Origin of the sequence: Sphingobium sp. D43FB (assembly GCF_002312805.1) — a bacterium.
Classification (GTDB): domain Bacteria; phylum Pseudomonadota; class Alphaproteobacteria; order Sphingomonadales; family Sphingomonadaceae; genus Sphingobium.
On sequence record NZ_NMUA01000021.1, the window covers coordinates 20,298 to 36,641 of the forward strand.

General features: G+C 61.1%; 9 protein-coding genes. 4 read left to right on the top strand and 5 right to left on the bottom strand.

Annotation, left to right across the window (positions count from 1 at the left end):
• Nucleotides 1–13 precede the first annotated feature (13 nt).
• The 4 genes from SxD43FB_RS16530 to SxD43FB_RS16545 all read right to left on the bottom strand — a co-directional run bounded on the left by SxD43FB_RS16530 (nt 14) and on the right by SxD43FB_RS16545 (nt 4,931).
• The gene (locus SxD43FB_RS16530) at nt 14–1,912 is read right to left on the bottom strand and encodes a sialate O-acetylesterase (protein WP_255245767.1); all 1,899 of its coding nucleotides are present in this window, start codon (nt 1,910–1,912) and stop codon (nt 14–16) included.
• Between the two features lie 216 nt (nt 1,913–2,128).
• On the bottom strand, nt 2,129–3,202 hold the full coding sequence (locus tag SxD43FB_RS16535; RefSeq protein WP_255245768.1) for an alpha/beta hydrolase-fold protein: 1,074 nt from the start codon (nt 3,200–3,202) through the stop codon (nt 2,129–2,131).
• 22 nt (nt 3,203–3,224) lie between these two features.
• A complete protein-coding gene (locus SxD43FB_RS16540) occupies nt 3,225–4,244 on the bottom strand; it encodes a cupin-like domain-containing protein (RefSeq protein ID WP_096063134.1) in 1,020 nt (339 codons plus the stop codon).
• 3 nt (nt 4,245–4,247) lie between these two features.
• Complete coding sequence (locus SxD43FB_RS16545; protein ID WP_096063135.1) at nt 4,248–4,931, bottom strand: SapC family protein; 684 nt, start codon at nt 4,929–4,931, stop codon at nt 4,248–4,250.
• A gap of 282 nt (nt 4,932–5,213) precedes the next feature.
• On the opposite strand from SxD43FB_RS16545, the gene SxD43FB_RS16550 reads away from it, so the two are divergent.
• Nucleotides 5,214–8,135 carry a TonB-dependent receptor gene (locus SxD43FB_RS16550; protein WP_096063136.1) on the top strand — a complete coding sequence of 974 codons (2,922 nt, stop codon included), beginning with the start codon at nt 5,214–5,216 and terminating at the stop codon, nt 8,133–8,135.
• 64 nt (nt 8,136–8,199) lie between these two features.
• Nucleotides 8,200–9,744, top strand: coding sequence for a tryptophan halogenase family protein (locus tag SxD43FB_RS16555; protein WP_096063137.1), 1,545 nt, complete (start codon nt 8,200–8,202; stop codon nt 9,742–9,744).
• A 20-nt stretch (nt 9,745–9,764) separates the two neighbouring features.
• Here the strand turns inward: SxD43FB_RS16555 and SxD43FB_RS16560 are convergent, their stop codons facing one another.
• Nucleotides 9,765–12,284 (bottom strand): glycoside hydrolase family 9 protein, encoded by a 2,520-nt coding sequence (locus tag SxD43FB_RS16560; RefSeq protein ID WP_096063138.1) that lies wholly within the window; start codon nt 12,282–12,284, stop codon nt 9,765–9,767.
• Nucleotides 12,285–12,434: 150 nt separating this feature from the next.
• Here SxD43FB_RS16560 and SxD43FB_RS16565 point away from each other — a divergent pair, with 150 nt between their 5' ends.
• The gene (locus tag SxD43FB_RS16565) at nt 12,435–13,562 is read left to right on the top strand and encodes a glycoside hydrolase family 43 protein (RefSeq protein WP_096063139.1); all 1,128 of its coding nucleotides are present in this window, start codon (nt 12,435–12,437) and stop codon (nt 13,560–13,562) included.
• Between the two features lie 140 nt (nt 13,563–13,702).
• A complete protein-coding gene (locus SxD43FB_RS16570; RefSeq protein ID WP_096063140.1) occupies nt 13,703–16,327 on the top strand; it encodes a glycoside hydrolase family 3 C-terminal domain-containing protein in 2,625 nt (874 codons plus the stop codon).
• Nucleotides 16,328–16,344: the final 17 nt, after the last annotated feature.

Here is a 16,344-nt window from a genome sequence, read left to right on the forward strand (position 1 = left end):
TCATAGCCATTCCCTAACGACCTGTCCCGATCGGCAGCTCGAACGAACCGACCGGTAGAGGGGCCTCGTCATAGAGGTTGATGACCGGCGAATCCGCCCAGCCATATCGCACCCGCACGGCTGGCTGACCATCACCTGCAAGATGGATGCGCAATCCTTCCACCTCGCCGCCGACATAGCGACAGCTATCCGCCGCTTGCCCGCAAAGCTCAAAGCCGATCGCCTGCGCGGCGCTACGCGTCTGAAGGGCGCCCGTTAGCCCTAAAAATTCGATCATGGCCCCGCCATCCGGCGTAGCGATGGCTCTGGCCGCCTGCGGACCGCTGGCGGCATGCCGTTCGCCATAGGCAACAGCCCGCATCGAGCGCGCGAGACGACGACCCAATTCCTGCTTCTCTCCGGGATGAATATCGAACGGATCGCCCAGATCGATCGCCGTGGCCAACGCCGCATGGGGGTCCGCTGCCACGGCCCGATATTGCGTATCGCGCATCCGCGCCCAGCCACTCTCCGACGGTGTCGTCGTCGGCTTGCCATAGGCGGCGAGCTGCACGATGACGAAGGGCAGGTCGGGCGCGCGGAATTGGTCGCGCCATTCGGCCATCATTGCCGCCAGCCGATCGGCATAGCCAGGCAGGTCAACATCGGACTCGCCCTGATACCAGGCAACACCCTTCAAGCCGATCGCACCCAGCGGCGCGATCATGCCATTAAAGAGCGTGCCCGCGCCGGTCACATCAGCCCATGGCACACGCGGCGCGCCGGGGGGCGATTTGGCTGCCACGGCATAGCGCCACTTGTCGCCCAACGGCACATCGCCCCCATCTGCAAACCGCAAGGCCATGTCGCTCGCCGGTCCCAGCAACCCGCCATTGGCATAATTATCCATCACATTGATGATCAGGACATTACGACCCGCCTTCAACAGACCTGGTGGCACGGTCAGGCTGGTGGGCTGCCATGCCTTGGCGCTCATCCCCACTGGACTGCCATTGATCCAGACCCGGCCGACATCATCCATAGTACCCAAGGACAGGGTCGCCGCCTGGCCCGCCTGCGCAGCGGTCAAAATGACCTCGCGCCGGAACCAGACCATGCCGTTGAATTCGGCGAGAGCACTGACGCCCCATTCTTCCCACGGCCCCAATTTCGGCACATCTGCCCATGCAAGAGCGCTACCAGGCTGCCAAGGTTCTTTACCGACTGCATCGCCGGTGGCTGCGCGCCACCAGTCTTCCCATTCGGCGCTCGCCGCCCGTTCGGCTGCGATGGGATCGCTGGCGTGCAACCTCACCATGGCGGAGCGATCGGCGCGACCGATCGCGGCCTGGGCCACTTCCCCCATCCAGGGGCTGATCTGCGATCCGCCCCAACTGCTGGAGATGGCGCCGATCGGAACGCCCGCCGTCTTGCGCAGGTCTCGCGCCATATAATAGCAGGCAGCGGAAAAATCGGGCACGCTTTCCGAGCTGGCCGTCTTCCACGACACCGCACTGGCAAAGTCCTGCCGTGCCTGGTCCGCCGCTTCGCGCGGAACCGTCATCAGGCGCAGTTGCTCGTCCGACGAATTGCGTATCTGCCCCATGGCATCCTGCGCATTGCGCACTTCCAATTCCATGTTCGACTGGCCCGAACATAGGAAGACGTCGCCCACGACCACGTCTCGCGCAGTTGCCTGCCCCTTGTCGCTGCGCGCCGACAGTGCGATCGGTCCAGCCTTGGTAAGCGCGGCAAACCCCGCTTGGAACCGCCCCTGCGCATCCGCCGTCACGACCTGAGTCACCGCGCCCAATGTTATCGTGATCATCTCGCCCGGATCAGCCCTCCCACGGATCAGGGCCGGACGATCGCGCTGGATAACCGAATGGTCACCAGATAGCGCGTCGAAGCCAGGTGCTGCAGCAGCAGGCATAGCTATCACCGGGAGGAATCCCATAGCTACGGCCGTGATATACCGATTTGAGCGCTTCATATGTGATCCTCCCGCTATGCAAATTATGCCGTTCCGCGCTTGCAGAACGTCCGAACAGCGCCGCTTACAAGCGCCGATCAGGCCATTAATGTTAACGCTATCTTTTAGTGCCGCCATTTTCATTCGTTTAACAACCTGGAGGTCTGACCCGCCCGCTTATCGCGCGCCCTGAAAGGCGAGATGCGCGCTGAAGAAGGGCAGCAGCTTATCCTGAAATCGCCAAGCCACCCGGTTGGTATGATCGCCCTCATAGATTTCGAAACTGTTGGGAATGCCATAGCGATCAAGCACGCCATGCAGCGTCTGCGCATCAGCTTTCAATCCATCCTTCTCGCCGACATCGATGGCGATCGCACGATAGCGGCGGAGATTGCCGATATATTGATCGACGAACGCCAACGGCGCATTCGCTGCCCATTTGGCCACGACATCGGGTTGCACCACCCCGTCCTTGACCGGCATGTCCAGATAAAGCGGCGGCTTTTGCGGGTTGGGCGACCAGGCGGCAGCCGTCGCCAATTGCGCGCGCAGCATGAAGGATAGCCCAGCCGAATCGGCGGGCGACTTTACCGCTTCGAGCTGTTTGAACACGGCCGGATCGATCTGCGCCGGATCGCGGGGCGACAGGCAGCAGGGGCTCATCATATAAAGCGCACCGAACATATCGGCATGTTTCAGGCCGATGCGGCTGGTCCCGTAACCGCCCATGCTATGCCCGGCCAGCCCCCGGCTTTCGCGCTGTGCGATCGTCCGATAATGGCCGTCGATATAACGGACCAGATCGCGCGCAACGAAACTCTCGAAATCGCCGGTCGTCACCGAACTGGAATACATCGACCCATTATGGACCGTCTTGGAATCGGGCAGCACCAGGATCATCTCCTGCGCGCCCTTGGCGAAGGCGCCTTCCACGGTCCGGGGAATGTGGATTTCCTTCGCCCATTCCTCCGCGCCGATCGAATAGCCGTGCAGGGCATACACGACCGGATAACGCCGTGATGGTTCGCGGCCGTAGCTGGGCGGCAGGATCACCAACACATCGCGGTCGGCCGCTTCGCCTTCCAGATTGCCCTCGATCGTCGGAGCATGCACCTTGATGCGCTCGATCGTTACCGGCTTTGCCCCGGCGACAGCTGGCGGCGCACCCGTCGCAACCTGCGCCAACGCAGGCATCGATGCCCCGGCCATCGCCAACGCCGCAACGACCATCATCCGTGTCTTGAACGTCATGCCAACCCCTCCATTTTCGTCGTTATTGTCCGCGCAACAGGCGCATCACCAAGGCGCGTATCCGCCCATAATTTCCTTGGCCTAGCGGCCCCAACACCCCATGCTGCCCTTCCGGCATATGGGCCAAAGGATGGCCGTCGGGGCGAAAGACATAATGGTCGAAATAGGCGCGCCAGGCGTCCCGTTCTGCCGCTGGCCGTTCTGCGATGGCGATCATGGCGAGCAGCATGGCGGTGTGCGGCGCATCCGGCCCGGCGCTGAAACCATCCCACCAATAATTGACGAGGATGTTGACGGGATCGAGCGCCTCGACCTGGTGCCACCATAATTTGGGGAGGTAGAGCGCGTCTCCGGGGGCCATATCCACTACCACGGCCCTCGCCCGCGCGGCCGCAAAGCGGGGATATTGCGGATCGTCGCCTGCAGTTCCAGCCGCCAGCGATATCGGCTGGCCCGACAATGTATGGTCGATCGGCCCGACATAGAGATCGCCGATCGCATCGGGCGGATAGAGGGTGAAGCGTCGCCGCCCGGCTACTGCGCAGGCCAGATTATCATAGGTGTCATAATGGCAGGCAACGGTCGAGGCATTGCCCAGCCATATCCGGGGGCGGACGTTCGGCGGCAACAACGCGCATGGATTCGCCTCGGCAAAGCCGGGGAAATGATGATCGGTCGGCAGCGAACCCAGATAGCCGGTCTCGCCCGCATCCTGCGCATTGACGGCGATCCGCGCGATCGCTTGCCGAACGGCGATGGTTTCCCTGGCAAAGTTGAAGCCGCCAGGCCCATCGCCATAATGATAGCGCCCACATAAATTTGGCGGACCAGCGAAATATTCCGCTGTCGATCCGCTGTCGAATCGCGCCAGATAGGCAAGCACGGCGTCATTGCTTTGTACGCTCATCTGCATCGCAGGCCAGTCGCTACAGACACCCCGAATCACAACGGGGCGGCACGCCTGCGCCAAATGTCGCAAACCTTCGACACCTCCGACTTCGGCAACGGTTCGTTCCAGGATAGGGACAGCGGCACTGGCCATCGGTCAGCCGAACCGTCCAAGCCTGTCGTTCCGCCGACGCGCCATCAGGCTGATATGCTGCAACGATCCGGCGATGGCATAGGCAAGGCGCAGATGCCCGGATCGAAACAGCATCATAACGGCCGCATCGTCCAGATCATCGAGACTATCGAGGCTCACCGTATAGAGCCCATCCAGCCGCACCGTCTCCCCATCATCAAAGCTGAGCGCGATGTCGATCGGCTCGATCAGCCGGTGCGCAAGCAAGGCGGCGATGAAGGCTTCGGTCGCCTCCATCCCCGCAACCAGGCGGCTTAGCGCCTGTTGGACGACGCGCAATTGTAGGGTGGGCTTCCCTTCCGCATCGAACAACGGGTCACCATCGCCGGATGCAAAGCGGGGATGGTCCGGGTCGAAGGCGATATTCTCCTCGGCCGTAAAGAAGCCTTCGCGATCCGCCTCCAGCGCCCGAAAGGCGGGACGATCATCGGGCGAATCCACCAGATGCTCGCCAGGCTTCAACCCGGTTAGCGCCCCCAGATAGAATCGGCCCGTCTCGGCATGTTTGGAAAAAAGAATCGGGCAGGCAGCGGCAGCGGCCAGGATTTCACCAACGACGATTCGCACGAACGGACCAGATCCATGGTCCGGTGCCCGCATCCGCAAACCGGCATGCGCCACATTATTGAGCAACTGAAGCGATTCCATACCCTCTCCTCCTGCGGCACATTCTCACGCTGCCGCCGCCCTGTCTGGACGCATTTTTCGTCTCCGACAGCCTAATCACACGGGGCGATATTTACACATACAATTTCGCTTGATTGCCCGTTTCGATAGCGCTACCATTTACGCCTAGAAAAGAAAAGGCTTGGGTGAGGATCAAATCCGTTCGTGCGACGGCCCCTCCCCCCCAAAGCCTGAAACTGTGATCGTGCGTGACAATAGTGTCGCGACGTTCGGGCGAGAAGAAGTGGGAGTAAGGGGAGGATCATGAAGACAGATTTCGATCGCGCTCGTTTGGCGAAGCGCAGCCGCAAGAGCCTGGCGGCGACAGCCAGCGGCTTGGCCTTGGCAATCGCCTTTCCGGCCGTTGCGCAAGTGGCCGAACAGGCCACCATCACGAACCCTGCCAGCGAAGCGGACATCGTCGTCACCGGCATCCGTGGGTCGCTGCAACGCAATCTCGACATCAAGCGTAACTCGGCTGGTGTCGTCGACGTCATTTCGGCGGAAGATATCGGCAAGTTCCCGGATTCCAACGTTGCGGCATCGCTGCAGCGCCTTCCGGGCGTGTCGATCAACCGGTCCGGTTCGCGCGGCGAGCCCGATGGCATCACCGTGCGCGGCTTCGGCGGCGACTTCAACGAAACGCTGATCGATGGTCGCCGCATCTCCACCGCGACCGGTGGCCGTTCGGTCGACTTCTCCTCGGTCGGTGCCGATTTCGTCGGCCAGCTCGCCGTGCTCAAGACGCCTGACGTATCGCTGTCGAGCAGCTCGATCGGTGCGACCGTCAACATCTCCTACCCCAAGCCGTTCGACAGCCCCGGCACGCGCGTCGCGTTCAGCGCCGCTGGTTCGATCCAGGACGATGCTGGCAAGGTGGTGCCGACCGTCGGTGCCCTGTTCAGCAAGACCTTTGCCGATGACACGCTCGGCATCCTGATCGACGGCATCTACACCCGTCGCGATACACAGGTGAACCGCGTCTATGTATCCGGTTGGCAGGGCGGCCTTTTCGCGCCATGCCAGTTGGCAGGCAGCAATGCGGCAACCTGTGCGCCATCCGATGCTGTCGACGCAGCGCCGAGTGACCGCAAGAGCGTCGTCGGCTGGTATGGCCAGCAATATGGCGCCGACCAGCGTTATACCAAGGATGAGCGTATCGACGGCCGCATCGCCCTGCAATGGGCACCGTCCGACGACATTGTCCTGACGCTGGACGACAATTATTCGCGACAGAAGATTGTCACCGACATTGCCGGTTTCGGCGTCTGGTTCAACCAGGGCTCTATGCGCGATGTCCAACAGGATGAAAACGGCACGACAATCGACTTCGTGCAGCAGGGATCGCCAACCGATTTCACCGCTGGCACGGATACTCGCGTGCTTGAAACCAACCAAATCGGTTTGAACATGGTGTGGGACGCCACGTCCAACCTCAAGATCGAGGCGGATGCCAGCTATTCGAAGAGCCGTCAGAACCCCGATGGTGAAATAAGCAGCGAAAATGGCGATATCGGCTATGGTGGCGCGCTGGGCACCGCCAATGGCATTCGTGTATCCGGTAACAGCAGCAAGGCTTTCCCGGAACTGACGGCCTATGGTCCCAATGGCGATGCCTCGCGTTGGCTGGACCAGACCATTATCGGCTCGCACGTCACCGTGCGGCAGCAGCAGGTCAACAGCGACGAGATCAAGCAATTCCGCCTCGGCGCAACCTGGGAACAGGATAATCTGACCATCAAGTTCGGTGGCCGCTATATGGAGGATCAATTCACGCTCCAGAACAGCAGCACCTTCACCAATAACTTCTGGCAGGCTTATGCTGGCTACGGCGGTCCGTCCGGCCAAGGCAGTGGTGTCCTGATGCCCGCCAGCCTGATCCAGGGCGTGATCGGTACCAATAATTTCATTCCTGGATTCTCCGGCGTCCTGCCACCCGGCTTGCTGAAATACGACGCTAAGGAATATCAGCGTATTCTGGAAGGCCTCGGCAATCCATATGCGCAGAATGTGCCGGGCTTTAACTATCCCGGTCCAAACGACCCTAACAACGGCCTGCTCAATTATCGCGGTATGTTTGATCTGTTGTTGGACCCAGGCAGCGTTCAGAATGTGCGCGAGAAGACCTGGTCGGCCTATGTTCGGGTGAATTTCGAAGCCGATGTCGCGGGTATGCCCTTCTACTTCAATGCAGGCGCGCGCGAAGAAATCACAAAGCTCGTATCGGCTGGCATTGGGCGATTGCCAACCTCAATCACAGGCAGCACGGCTGATCCAACTTTGCTCACGGTAGGCTTCGGTGAATCTCAGCCTATCTCCACGAAGAGCAGTTATTCCTACTTCCTGCCGAGCCTCGACATGAAGCTGGAACTAACAGACAGCCTGCACCTGCGTTTCGACGCTTCGCGTACGTTGACACGCCCGGCGCTGAATACGCTTACGCCAGTTCTTAACGTCGGCGTCGGCCAGCGCGTCGGCGCACTGACGGCGACGGGCGGCAACCCCAACCTGAAGCCCTATTTGGCCGATAACTTCGACCTCGCGATGGAATGGTATTACCAGCGCAATTCCTACGCCTCCGTCAATTTCTTCCTCAAGGATGTGACGAACTTCGTGGTTGCAGGTACCCAGCGGCAGACGATCAACGGCGTCGTTGATCCGACCACTGGTGCGCCTGCGGTCTTTACCGTGTCGCAACGGGTCAATGGACCGTCGGCCACGATCAAGGGTGTCGAACTGGCATGGCAGCATGTCTTCGGTGACAGCGGTTTTGGCTTCAACGCCAATGCTACCTTCGTCGAAACCAACAAGCCCTATGACGAAACCAATCTGTCGCAGAGCGGCTTTGCCGTGACCGGGCTTGCCAACTCGGCCAACCTGGTGGCCTTCTACGACAAGAACGGCTTCCAATTCCGTACCGCCGTCAACTGGCGCGACAAATATCTGCAGGTCTTTGGTCAGGCCCAGAACAACTCGGCCTTTGGCGCGGAACCGACCTTCGTCAATTCCAGCCTGCAGATCGATTTGAGCACCAGCTACCAGCTGACCGAACGGTTCAGCCTGTTCGGCGAAGCGCTCAACATCACCAACGAAACGGTCAGCACCCATGGCCGCTTCTCCAACCAGTTGCTTGATGTGTACGCTTATGGCCGCCGTTTCACGGCGGGCGCACGCTACCGCTTCTAACGGTTCTCGCCCTGGAGGGGATGTCGATTGACATCCCCTCCTTTTTAATGGTGATTTCTCTCTTATGGTTCATCCTGTCCGCAACATCGTGATCGTCGGCGGCGGGACAGCCGGCTGGTTGACCGCTGGCATCATCGCGGCCCGCCATCGCACCCGCATTGGCCAGGGTTTCAGCGTCACTTTGGTCGAATCCCCCAACACCCCGATCATCGGCGTGGGAGAGGGAACATGGCCAACGCTCCGCACCACCCTATCGCGCATGGGCGTGTCGGAATCCGATTTCTTCCGCGAATGCGACGCCGCGTTCAAACAGGGCGCACGCTTCGACCGCTGGACCACCGGCGCGGTCGATGATGGCTATTATCATCCCCTGATGCTCCCGCAGAATTTCGGGCAGGTGAACCTTGCCCCGCATTGGCTGGCAAGCAATCAGGGCGAAAGTTTTTGCGACAGCGTCAGCGCGCAGGGGCGCATCTGCGACGACGGCCTGGCCCCGAAGACGATTGCGACGGCTGAATATGATGCCCTCGCCAATTATGCCTATCATCTGGACGCGGGCAAATTCGCGCCCTTCATCCAGCGCCATTGCTGTGAAACGCTCGGGGTGCGGCACGTCCTAGCGGATGTCGAACAGGTGCTGATGCACGAGAATGGCGATATCCGCGCGATCCAGACCGCGCAAGCAGGCGAGATCGAAGGCGACCTGTTCGTCGATTGCACCGGCTTCAAGGCGCTGTTGATCGAAGGCGCGATGAATGTGCCGTTCAAGGACTGCAACGACGTCCTGTTCTGCGATACGGCATTGGCCATGCAAGTGCCCTATGAGCAGCCGGACAGTCCGATGGCATCCCACACCATCTCGACAGCGCAAACATCAGGCTGGATTTGGGACATAGGCATCCAGACGCGCCGTGGCGTCGGCCATGTCTTTTCCAGCAGCCATATTTCGGACGAAGAGGCCGAACGCGAACTGCGCGCCTATATCGGCCCGGCGGCCGATGGGCTGAACGCCCGCAAGATCAAGATCCGGTCCGGCCATCGCGAAACCTTCTGGAAAGGCAATTGCGTGGCCGTGGGCCTGGCCGCCGGTTTCCTCGAACCGCTCGAAGCCTCCGCGATCGTGCTGATCGAATTGTCGGCCAAGATCATTGCCGAACAAATGCCCGCCTGTCGCGAGGTGATGGACATCATCTCCTCGCGCTTCAACGCGACGACCCACTATCGCTGGGGCCGCATCATCGACTTCCTCAAGCTCCATTATGTGCTGACAAAGCGCACCGACAGCGATTTCTGGCGCGACAATGTGCGCGATGAAACCATCCCGGATCGCTTGAAGGAATTGCTGCTGCTCTGGCGCTACCAGTCCCCCTGGTTCCACGACGAGTTCGACCGCGTGGAGGAAGTCTTCCCGGCCGCCAGCTATCAATATGTCCTGTACGGCATGGGCTATCATACCGAAGTCGATCCCGCCTCGCTCAGCCGGGATCATCGCCTGGCCGATCGCGCCCGCCGTGAAAATGCCGCGCTGACCGACAAATTATGCGCCGGGCTACCCCGCCACCGGGATCTGATCAACAAGATCGTCGCGCACGGACTGCCGCCGGTCTGACCGGCGGCAACCGTTACCGCTTACTGCGTCCCCTTGCTGAGATGATTGGCCGCATTGGCCAGTTCGATCCACGCTGCGCCTTCAGGAATGACATATTCATTCTGGCCCCAGAAATAGGGCCAATCTTCGTGATTTTCGGGGAAGTCCGGCTTGATCACCAATATGCCGGGCACGACGCCGCCTGCGATGAAGGAAAAATCAGCCCGATTATTGCCATAGGCGACTTCCTTCGACACCGTGCCGACACCCGACACGAAGGAAATATCGGACGCGGGATGGTGACCAGTCAGAAACGCCATGCCATGAAATAGCGCGTCCCGCCCGACAATATCAGGGAAGACCCGATGCAAAGCCTCGGCCGTCAGCGCATAGCCAAGCACCGTTCCCGATCCAGCCCAGCCGCCAGTGGTAATCGGGACGGCGAAGGGATTGGCGCGTGCCATCTCCACGCTCTGCGCCTGCCAACGGCGCACCGCCGGGATCATCTTGGTGCGATAGGAAGCGGGCATGTAGGGAATCGCCGCGACAGCCGTCTGCGCGTTGATGCCAAAACCCTTTTCGATGGCGGGCCAGAGCGCCTGCACCTTGGCGGCATAGACTGGCCTGCGGGTTGTGCGCAGTAATTCCACCGCCGCCGCGAACATCTCCGCATCAAGCGGCCCGCCTGTGGTGTTGCCGTGGCTGAACATATCCGGAGCCTGCCCCTGTTCCTGCTGCCAGACCCGCTCGGCGGTTGCCAACGCGCGCTGCGCCAGCGCATCATCCTGCCCGCGCAACACCCGCACGGCGGCCGCCAGCCCGGCGATCGATCCATAGTTAAGCGCCGATGACTTGCTCGTGAAGGCCCAGCGATCGTCAGGCGTTCCGCTCCGACCATTGCGAACCTCACCCGGTTTCAAGGCCGGGTCATAGGGCAACCCATCGGTCTTGTTCACCGCATCGCCCAAATGCGTATATTGGGCGACATCGGGCTCCACGATGCCATGAATGGCGTGACCGACAGCTTCGAATTGGGCCAGCAATTGCAGGGTGCCATGCGCCACCTGTTGCGCCATGTCGGGCTTTCCGTCGGGCACATGCATTTCCACATGCCGCCGCGCCTGATCGACGCTTACCGTATCGCGATCCAGCCGATACCGCTCCGCCGCATCGGCAAGCGAGCGCACCACCTGATATTGGGATTGGGTACGGATATCGAAATCGCCGGCATCATACCAGCCACCGACATTGAGGCCCGGAATATGCTCGCCCGGCTTGAAGCGCGTATCGGTCGTTGGTCCCTGCCGGTACAGGTCGATATGCTCATGGTTCAGCGGTGCCTGACGCGCATCATCGCGATGGGAATCGCCATGCCAACTGCGATAGGCTTCATTGACCGACATATGGTCCATCGCGACCGGGAAATAGACATCGTTGGTCGGGTGCCAGGCATCGGCATAGACATCCTGCGCGATCCGAAACGGCGCGGTGCGGACATCGCCATATTCCAGCATGTAGAGCCCCGGTTGCTTAACCGCGCTGAAATCGAGTTGCAGATAATGATAACGTAGATAGTCGCCCCAAGGCTTCAGCAGGCCAGTCGCCACCGGCACCGCCGCGCCGTTGGCGTCCAGGCGCAGCAATTTGAGCGGTGGCCGCCGCTTGTCGTTGCGATCCAGTTCCACCGTGGCGATCTTGGGGCCATCGGGCGCATAGCCGAGCTGCGAATGTGCGATGACGGGCGTGCGCAGCCAATCGGGGTCGGCCTGCGGCTTCACCGTCCACTGCAGCACCGTACCGGTCTTGTTTGCAGGCAGAATCGATCGCAACACGAACCAGCCATTTTGCGCCTGATTGCGTCCATCATAGAGCTCGATCGGCTGATCGCTGCTCACGCTGATCCGGCGCGCGGGGTCTTCCGGTGCCAGGACGAAGCGGCGACCGCTGGCCATCGGCAACGGTTCCGCACCCGGCCCTTCGCTCCGCCCGCTGGCCGCATTGCGCTCCGCTGTCCGCTCCATGGCGCTTGCAGGATAGATCGGGAAGGTGCCGGTACGCTCGTCCGCCAGATAGGCATGATGGAAATAGGCCGACGGCAGCAGTTCCAGGTTGAACCCGGCCTTGCCCGCCAAGGCCTGCGGCACCGGCTTGTCGAGAATGATGCTCAGTTCAACCGCGCCCCCGCGCCGCTCGGCGCGAATGACGTATTGCCAGTCATGGGCGGCATAGCGCAGCGTCGTTTCAATGACCCCGGCCTTGGCATCCACCTTGCGATCCACCAGCGCACCGATCGCATCCCATTGTCCGGGCGTCGCCGACAAACGCACGTCGCCATTGGTCGCGCTGCGCATACCCTGCTGGATGATTTCGATACCGCTGATCTTTGCATCCGCAAACAGGCCGTCATACCAGTTAGAAAAGGCCAGAACATTGACCGCCGGGCCTTCGAAATAGCCCTTTTCGTTTAACTGCAGGGCGGGTTCGCTCGGCGTCTGTGCTATTGCCGCCGTGCTGCTCAGCAGCAGCGCAATCCCGACGCAGGAGGCTCGTAAACGCTTCATGTCTCTCTCCCTTGATTGCGCTACCATCATCCGGGCCGCAATTCTCACGCCTTATATCGCAGCGATTATAGATGGGCACAATATCCAATAGGCTGATTGCCATGCGCTTATGATAGCGCTATTCATGATCGAAACATGAAGGAGAGACTGATGCCCCGGACGCGACGGATATTGCTCGGAACCCTGCCCTTGGCGATGGCCCTGTTGACCGCCGGGTGCCAGCAGAGCGCGGACAATGCGCAGGCGCCAGCCGCCAATGCCGCAGACGCTTCGAAATATCTGTCCCAGCCGCTGGTCAAGGACATCTATACCGCCGACCCGTCTGCCCATGTCTGGGATGGCAAAATCTATGTTTACCCCAGCCACGATATCGACGGACCAACCGCCGAGGATGATCTTGGCAGCCATTTCGAGATGCGCGACTATCGCATACTGTCGATGGACAAGATCGGCGGGCCGGTAACGGTCGGACCGGTAGCGCTAGACGTCAAGGATGTGCCGTGGGCGGATCGCCAGATGTGGGCACCCGACGCCGCGCGCAAGAATGGCACTTATTATCTCTACTTCCCGGCCAAGGATAAGGAAGGCGTGTTCCGCATCGGCGTTGCAACGTCGAAGGATCCGATGGGTCCGTTCAAGGCGCAACCACAGCCGATCAAGGGTAGCTATTCGATCGATCCCGCCGTCTTTACCGATGATGATGGCGCAAGCTATATGTATTTCGGCGGCATCTGGGGCGGCCAGTTGCAGCGTTATGCCAACGGCAAATATGATCCGAACGGGTCGAAGACCGACCTGGAGCAGGATGACAAGCCCGCGCTACTGCCCCGCGTGGCCAAGATGACCGGCGACATGCTGGAATTCGCCGAAACGCCCCGGCCGTTGCAGATCGTCGATGAACAGGGCAAGCCCCTGCTGGGCGGCGACCATGATCGCCGTTTCTTCGAAGCATCATGGATGCACAAATTTAACGGCAAATATTATTTCAGCTATTCGACCGGCGACACCCATTATCTGGTCTATGCCGTAGGCGACTCGCCCTATGGTCCCTTCACCTATAAGGGCCGCATCCTTGAACCGGTGGAAGGCTGGACCACCCATCATTCGATCGCCGAATGGGATGGCCGCTGGTGGCTTTTCTATGCCGACACACAATTGTCGGGCCAAACCCGCCTGCGCAACGTCAAGGTTACCGAACTCCATCATAATGACGATGGCAGCATCCGCACGATCAACCCGATCCTGAGCGGCGCAGCGACGAAGAGCGCTGCCCAGTGACACTACACCGGCCGGGGAAGCCATCGCTTCCTCGGCCGCTGCTTGTGCGCCGACGCCATGAGCGACGACAATGCCCAAGGGCCACGCGGCCCTTTTCGACAAGACCGACGTCGCAACGACGCATTCAGGGAGACATGAGGATGAAGGCATCTTTGCTACGCTGTGCTGCGGGCGCGATGATCCTGGCCGGCTTGACTGTGCATAGCGTTGCGCTTGCCAATGACAGTTGGAAAGAGGCGGATGCCAAGGCGCAGGCCATCGTCGATCAATTGACGCTGGATGAAAAAGTCGAACAGCTCCTCAACGTGGCACCGGCCATCCCCCGGCTCAAAATCCCGGCCTATAACTGGTGGACAGAATCGCTGCATGGCGCGATCGGCGCGGTTCCGACCACCAATTTCCCGGAACCCATCGGCCTTGCCGCGACATTCGATGCGCCGCTGATCAAGACGGTTGCGGCCACCATCAGTACGGAGGTGCAGGCGCTCCACACCCTTGGTCGCCAGACCGGCCATCTCGGCAAGATCGGCACGGGCCTCAACACCTGGTCGCCCAACATCAATCTCTTCCGCGATCCCCGATGGGGCCGCGGCCAGGAGACCTATGGCGAAGACCCGTTCCTGACGGCCCGGATCGGCGTGGCCTTCATTCAGGGGATGCAGGGCGACAATCCCGATCTGCCTGACATCGTCGCCACACCCAAGCATTTCGCTGTCCATAGCGGGCCGGAACCAAGCCGCCACACCGACAATATCTTCGCAACCAAGCGCGATCTGGAGGACAGCTACCTGCCCGCCTTCCGCGCCGCCATCGTCGAGGGCAAGGCCGGGTCGATCATGTGCGCCTATAACCGAGTCGATGGCCAACCCGCCTGCGGGAGTCCTATGTTGTTGCAGGATTATCTGCGCGATGCATGGGGCTTTACCGGCTATGTCGTGTCCGATTGCGACGCCGTCGTTGACATATATGACAACCATAAATTTGCGCCCGACGCCGCAACCGGTGTCGCGTTCGCGCTGCGCCAGGGTGTCGATAGCGAATGCAATAATGCGACGCTCAATGGCCAGACAGGTCTGGGCGATCGCTACAAAGCCTCGCTCGCGCGCGGCTATATCGGCATGAGCGATATCGACACCGCGCTCGTCCGGCTGTTTTCCGCGCGCTATCGCAATGGCGACCTCCCTGGCCTGTCGAGCCGCAAGCCCAATGCCATGCCGGTCAGTCGGATTGGGACGGCGGAACATCAGGCGCTTGCCCTGACCTCGGCAGAAAAGAGCCTGGTCCTGCTCAAGAATGACGGCATCCTGCCGCTGAAGGCCGGAACCAAGATTGCATTGACCGGGCCGCTGGCCGACGCAACCCGCGTTTTGCGCGGCAATTATTCCTCGCCCCGCAGCGCTCCGCCCATCTCGGTGGCCGATGGCATTCGGCAGGCGATGCCCGGCTCCGCGCTCACCCTCGTCCCCTTTGGCCCCTCCATTACCGATGGCGATCCGGTTCCCGGCACCGCGCTGTTGACCCCGGACGGCAAGCCCGGTCTGCGCGCCGAATATTTCAATGCCAGCGGGGATGACGGCTTCGAAGCCAAGCCCGTGCTGACCCGCGTAGAAACAAGCCTCGTTTCCCGCGCGAGTGAATTCCAGCAGGTGTCGAAACGCTATAAGGTCGTCTGGATCGGCTATCTGGTCGCGCCGGAAACGGGGCTGTATCGCGTCGCGCTGACCGGTGTCAAAGGCACCGTCTCGCTCAACGGCAAAGCGGTGGTCAGCGCCGAAGACTATTCCCGCTGGGCCGAACCGCTCGATCTGACCGATGTTCGCATGACCAAGGGCCAGCGCTATGCCATCCGTCTCCAGGGGGAGAGCAGCATTGCGCCCAGCCCCACCATCTTCTGGAAGCGCATTTCCGACAATGTCGATCGCGACCTGGCGGACGGCGCGAAGGATGCCGATGTGATCGTCGCCGTCGTCGGCCTGACGTCCGATATCGAGGGCGAGGAAATGCCGGTCAAGATCAAGGGCTTTATCGGCGGCGACAAGACATCGCTCGACCTGCCCAGCGATCAGCGCGCCTTTCTGGAAAAGGCCAAGGCGCTGGGTAAACCGCTGGTCGTGGTTGTCATGAACGGCAGCGCGGTCGATCTATCCTGGGCCAAGGATCATGCCTCGGCCATCGTCGAGGCCTGGTATCCCGGCCAGTCGGGCGGGTTGGCGGTCGCCAATGTCCTGTCGGGAAAGACCAATCCGGCCGGACGCCTGCCCGTCACTTTCTACAAGAGCGTCGATGATCTTCCGCCCTTTACCGACTATAGCATGGACGGACGCACCTATCGCTATTTCAAGGGTACACCCGTCTATCCGTTCGGCCATGGGCTCAGCTACACGCAGTTCAGCTATGCAGCGCTCACGCTGGGCGCGACCGACACCATTGCCAAGGACGGCCTGACCGTGCGGACGGTCGTCACCAACAGCGGCGCACGGGCGGGCGATGATGTCGTCCAGCTTTACGTGACGCCCCCCGGCTTCGATGGCGCACCCCGCACGGCTCTGCGTGGCTTTGCGCGCGTATCGCTCAAGCCGGGCGAAGGGAAGGAAGTCGCCTTCACCCTGTCGCCCCGCGACTTGAGCTTCGTGACGCGAGACGGCGTGCGCGCGCTCATCCCCGGCGACTATCAATTGAGCATCGGCGGCGGACAGCCGGGCACCGGCAGCCCGGTCCAGACCGTCGGCTACACCATCCGCGAGAAGGTCGACCTGCCAAAATGACAGGCGGCGATTGGGGA

Bases quoted from the DNA above. Each gene is read 5' to 3' on its own strand.
- SxD43FB_RS16530 (WP_255245767.1), bottom strand. From the start codon at position 1,912: ATGCCTGCTGCTGCAGCACCTGGCTTCGACGCGCTATCTGGTGACCAT.
- SxD43FB_RS16535 (WP_255245768.1), bottom strand. From the start codon at position 3,202: ATGACGTTCAAGACACGGATGATGGTCGTTGCGGCGTTGGCGATGGCC.
- SxD43FB_RS16540 (WP_096063134.1), bottom strand. From the start codon at position 4,244: ATGGCCAGTGCCGCTGTCCCTATCCTGGAACGAACCGTTGCCGAAGTC.
- SxD43FB_RS16545 (WP_096063135.1), bottom strand. From the start codon at position 4,931: ATGGAATCGCTTCAGTTGCTCAATAATGTGGCGCATGCCGGTTTGCGG.
- SxD43FB_RS16550 (WP_096063136.1), top strand. From the start codon at position 5,214: ATGAAGACAGATTTCGATCGCGCTCGTTTGGCGAAGCGCAGCCGCAAG.
- SxD43FB_RS16555 (WP_096063137.1), top strand. From the start codon at position 8,200: ATGGTTCATCCTGTCCGCAACATCGTGATCGTCGGCGGCGGGACAGCC.
- SxD43FB_RS16560 (WP_096063138.1), bottom strand. From the start codon at position 12,284: ATGAAGCGTTTACGAGCCTCCTGCGTCGGGATTGCGCTGCTGCTGAGC.
- SxD43FB_RS16565 (WP_096063139.1), top strand. From the start codon at position 12,435: ATGCCCCGGACGCGACGGATATTGCTCGGAACCCTGCCCTTGGCGATG.
- SxD43FB_RS16570 (WP_096063140.1), top strand. From the start codon at position 13,703: ATGAAGGCATCTTTGCTACGCTGTGCTGCGGGCGCGATGATCCTGGCC.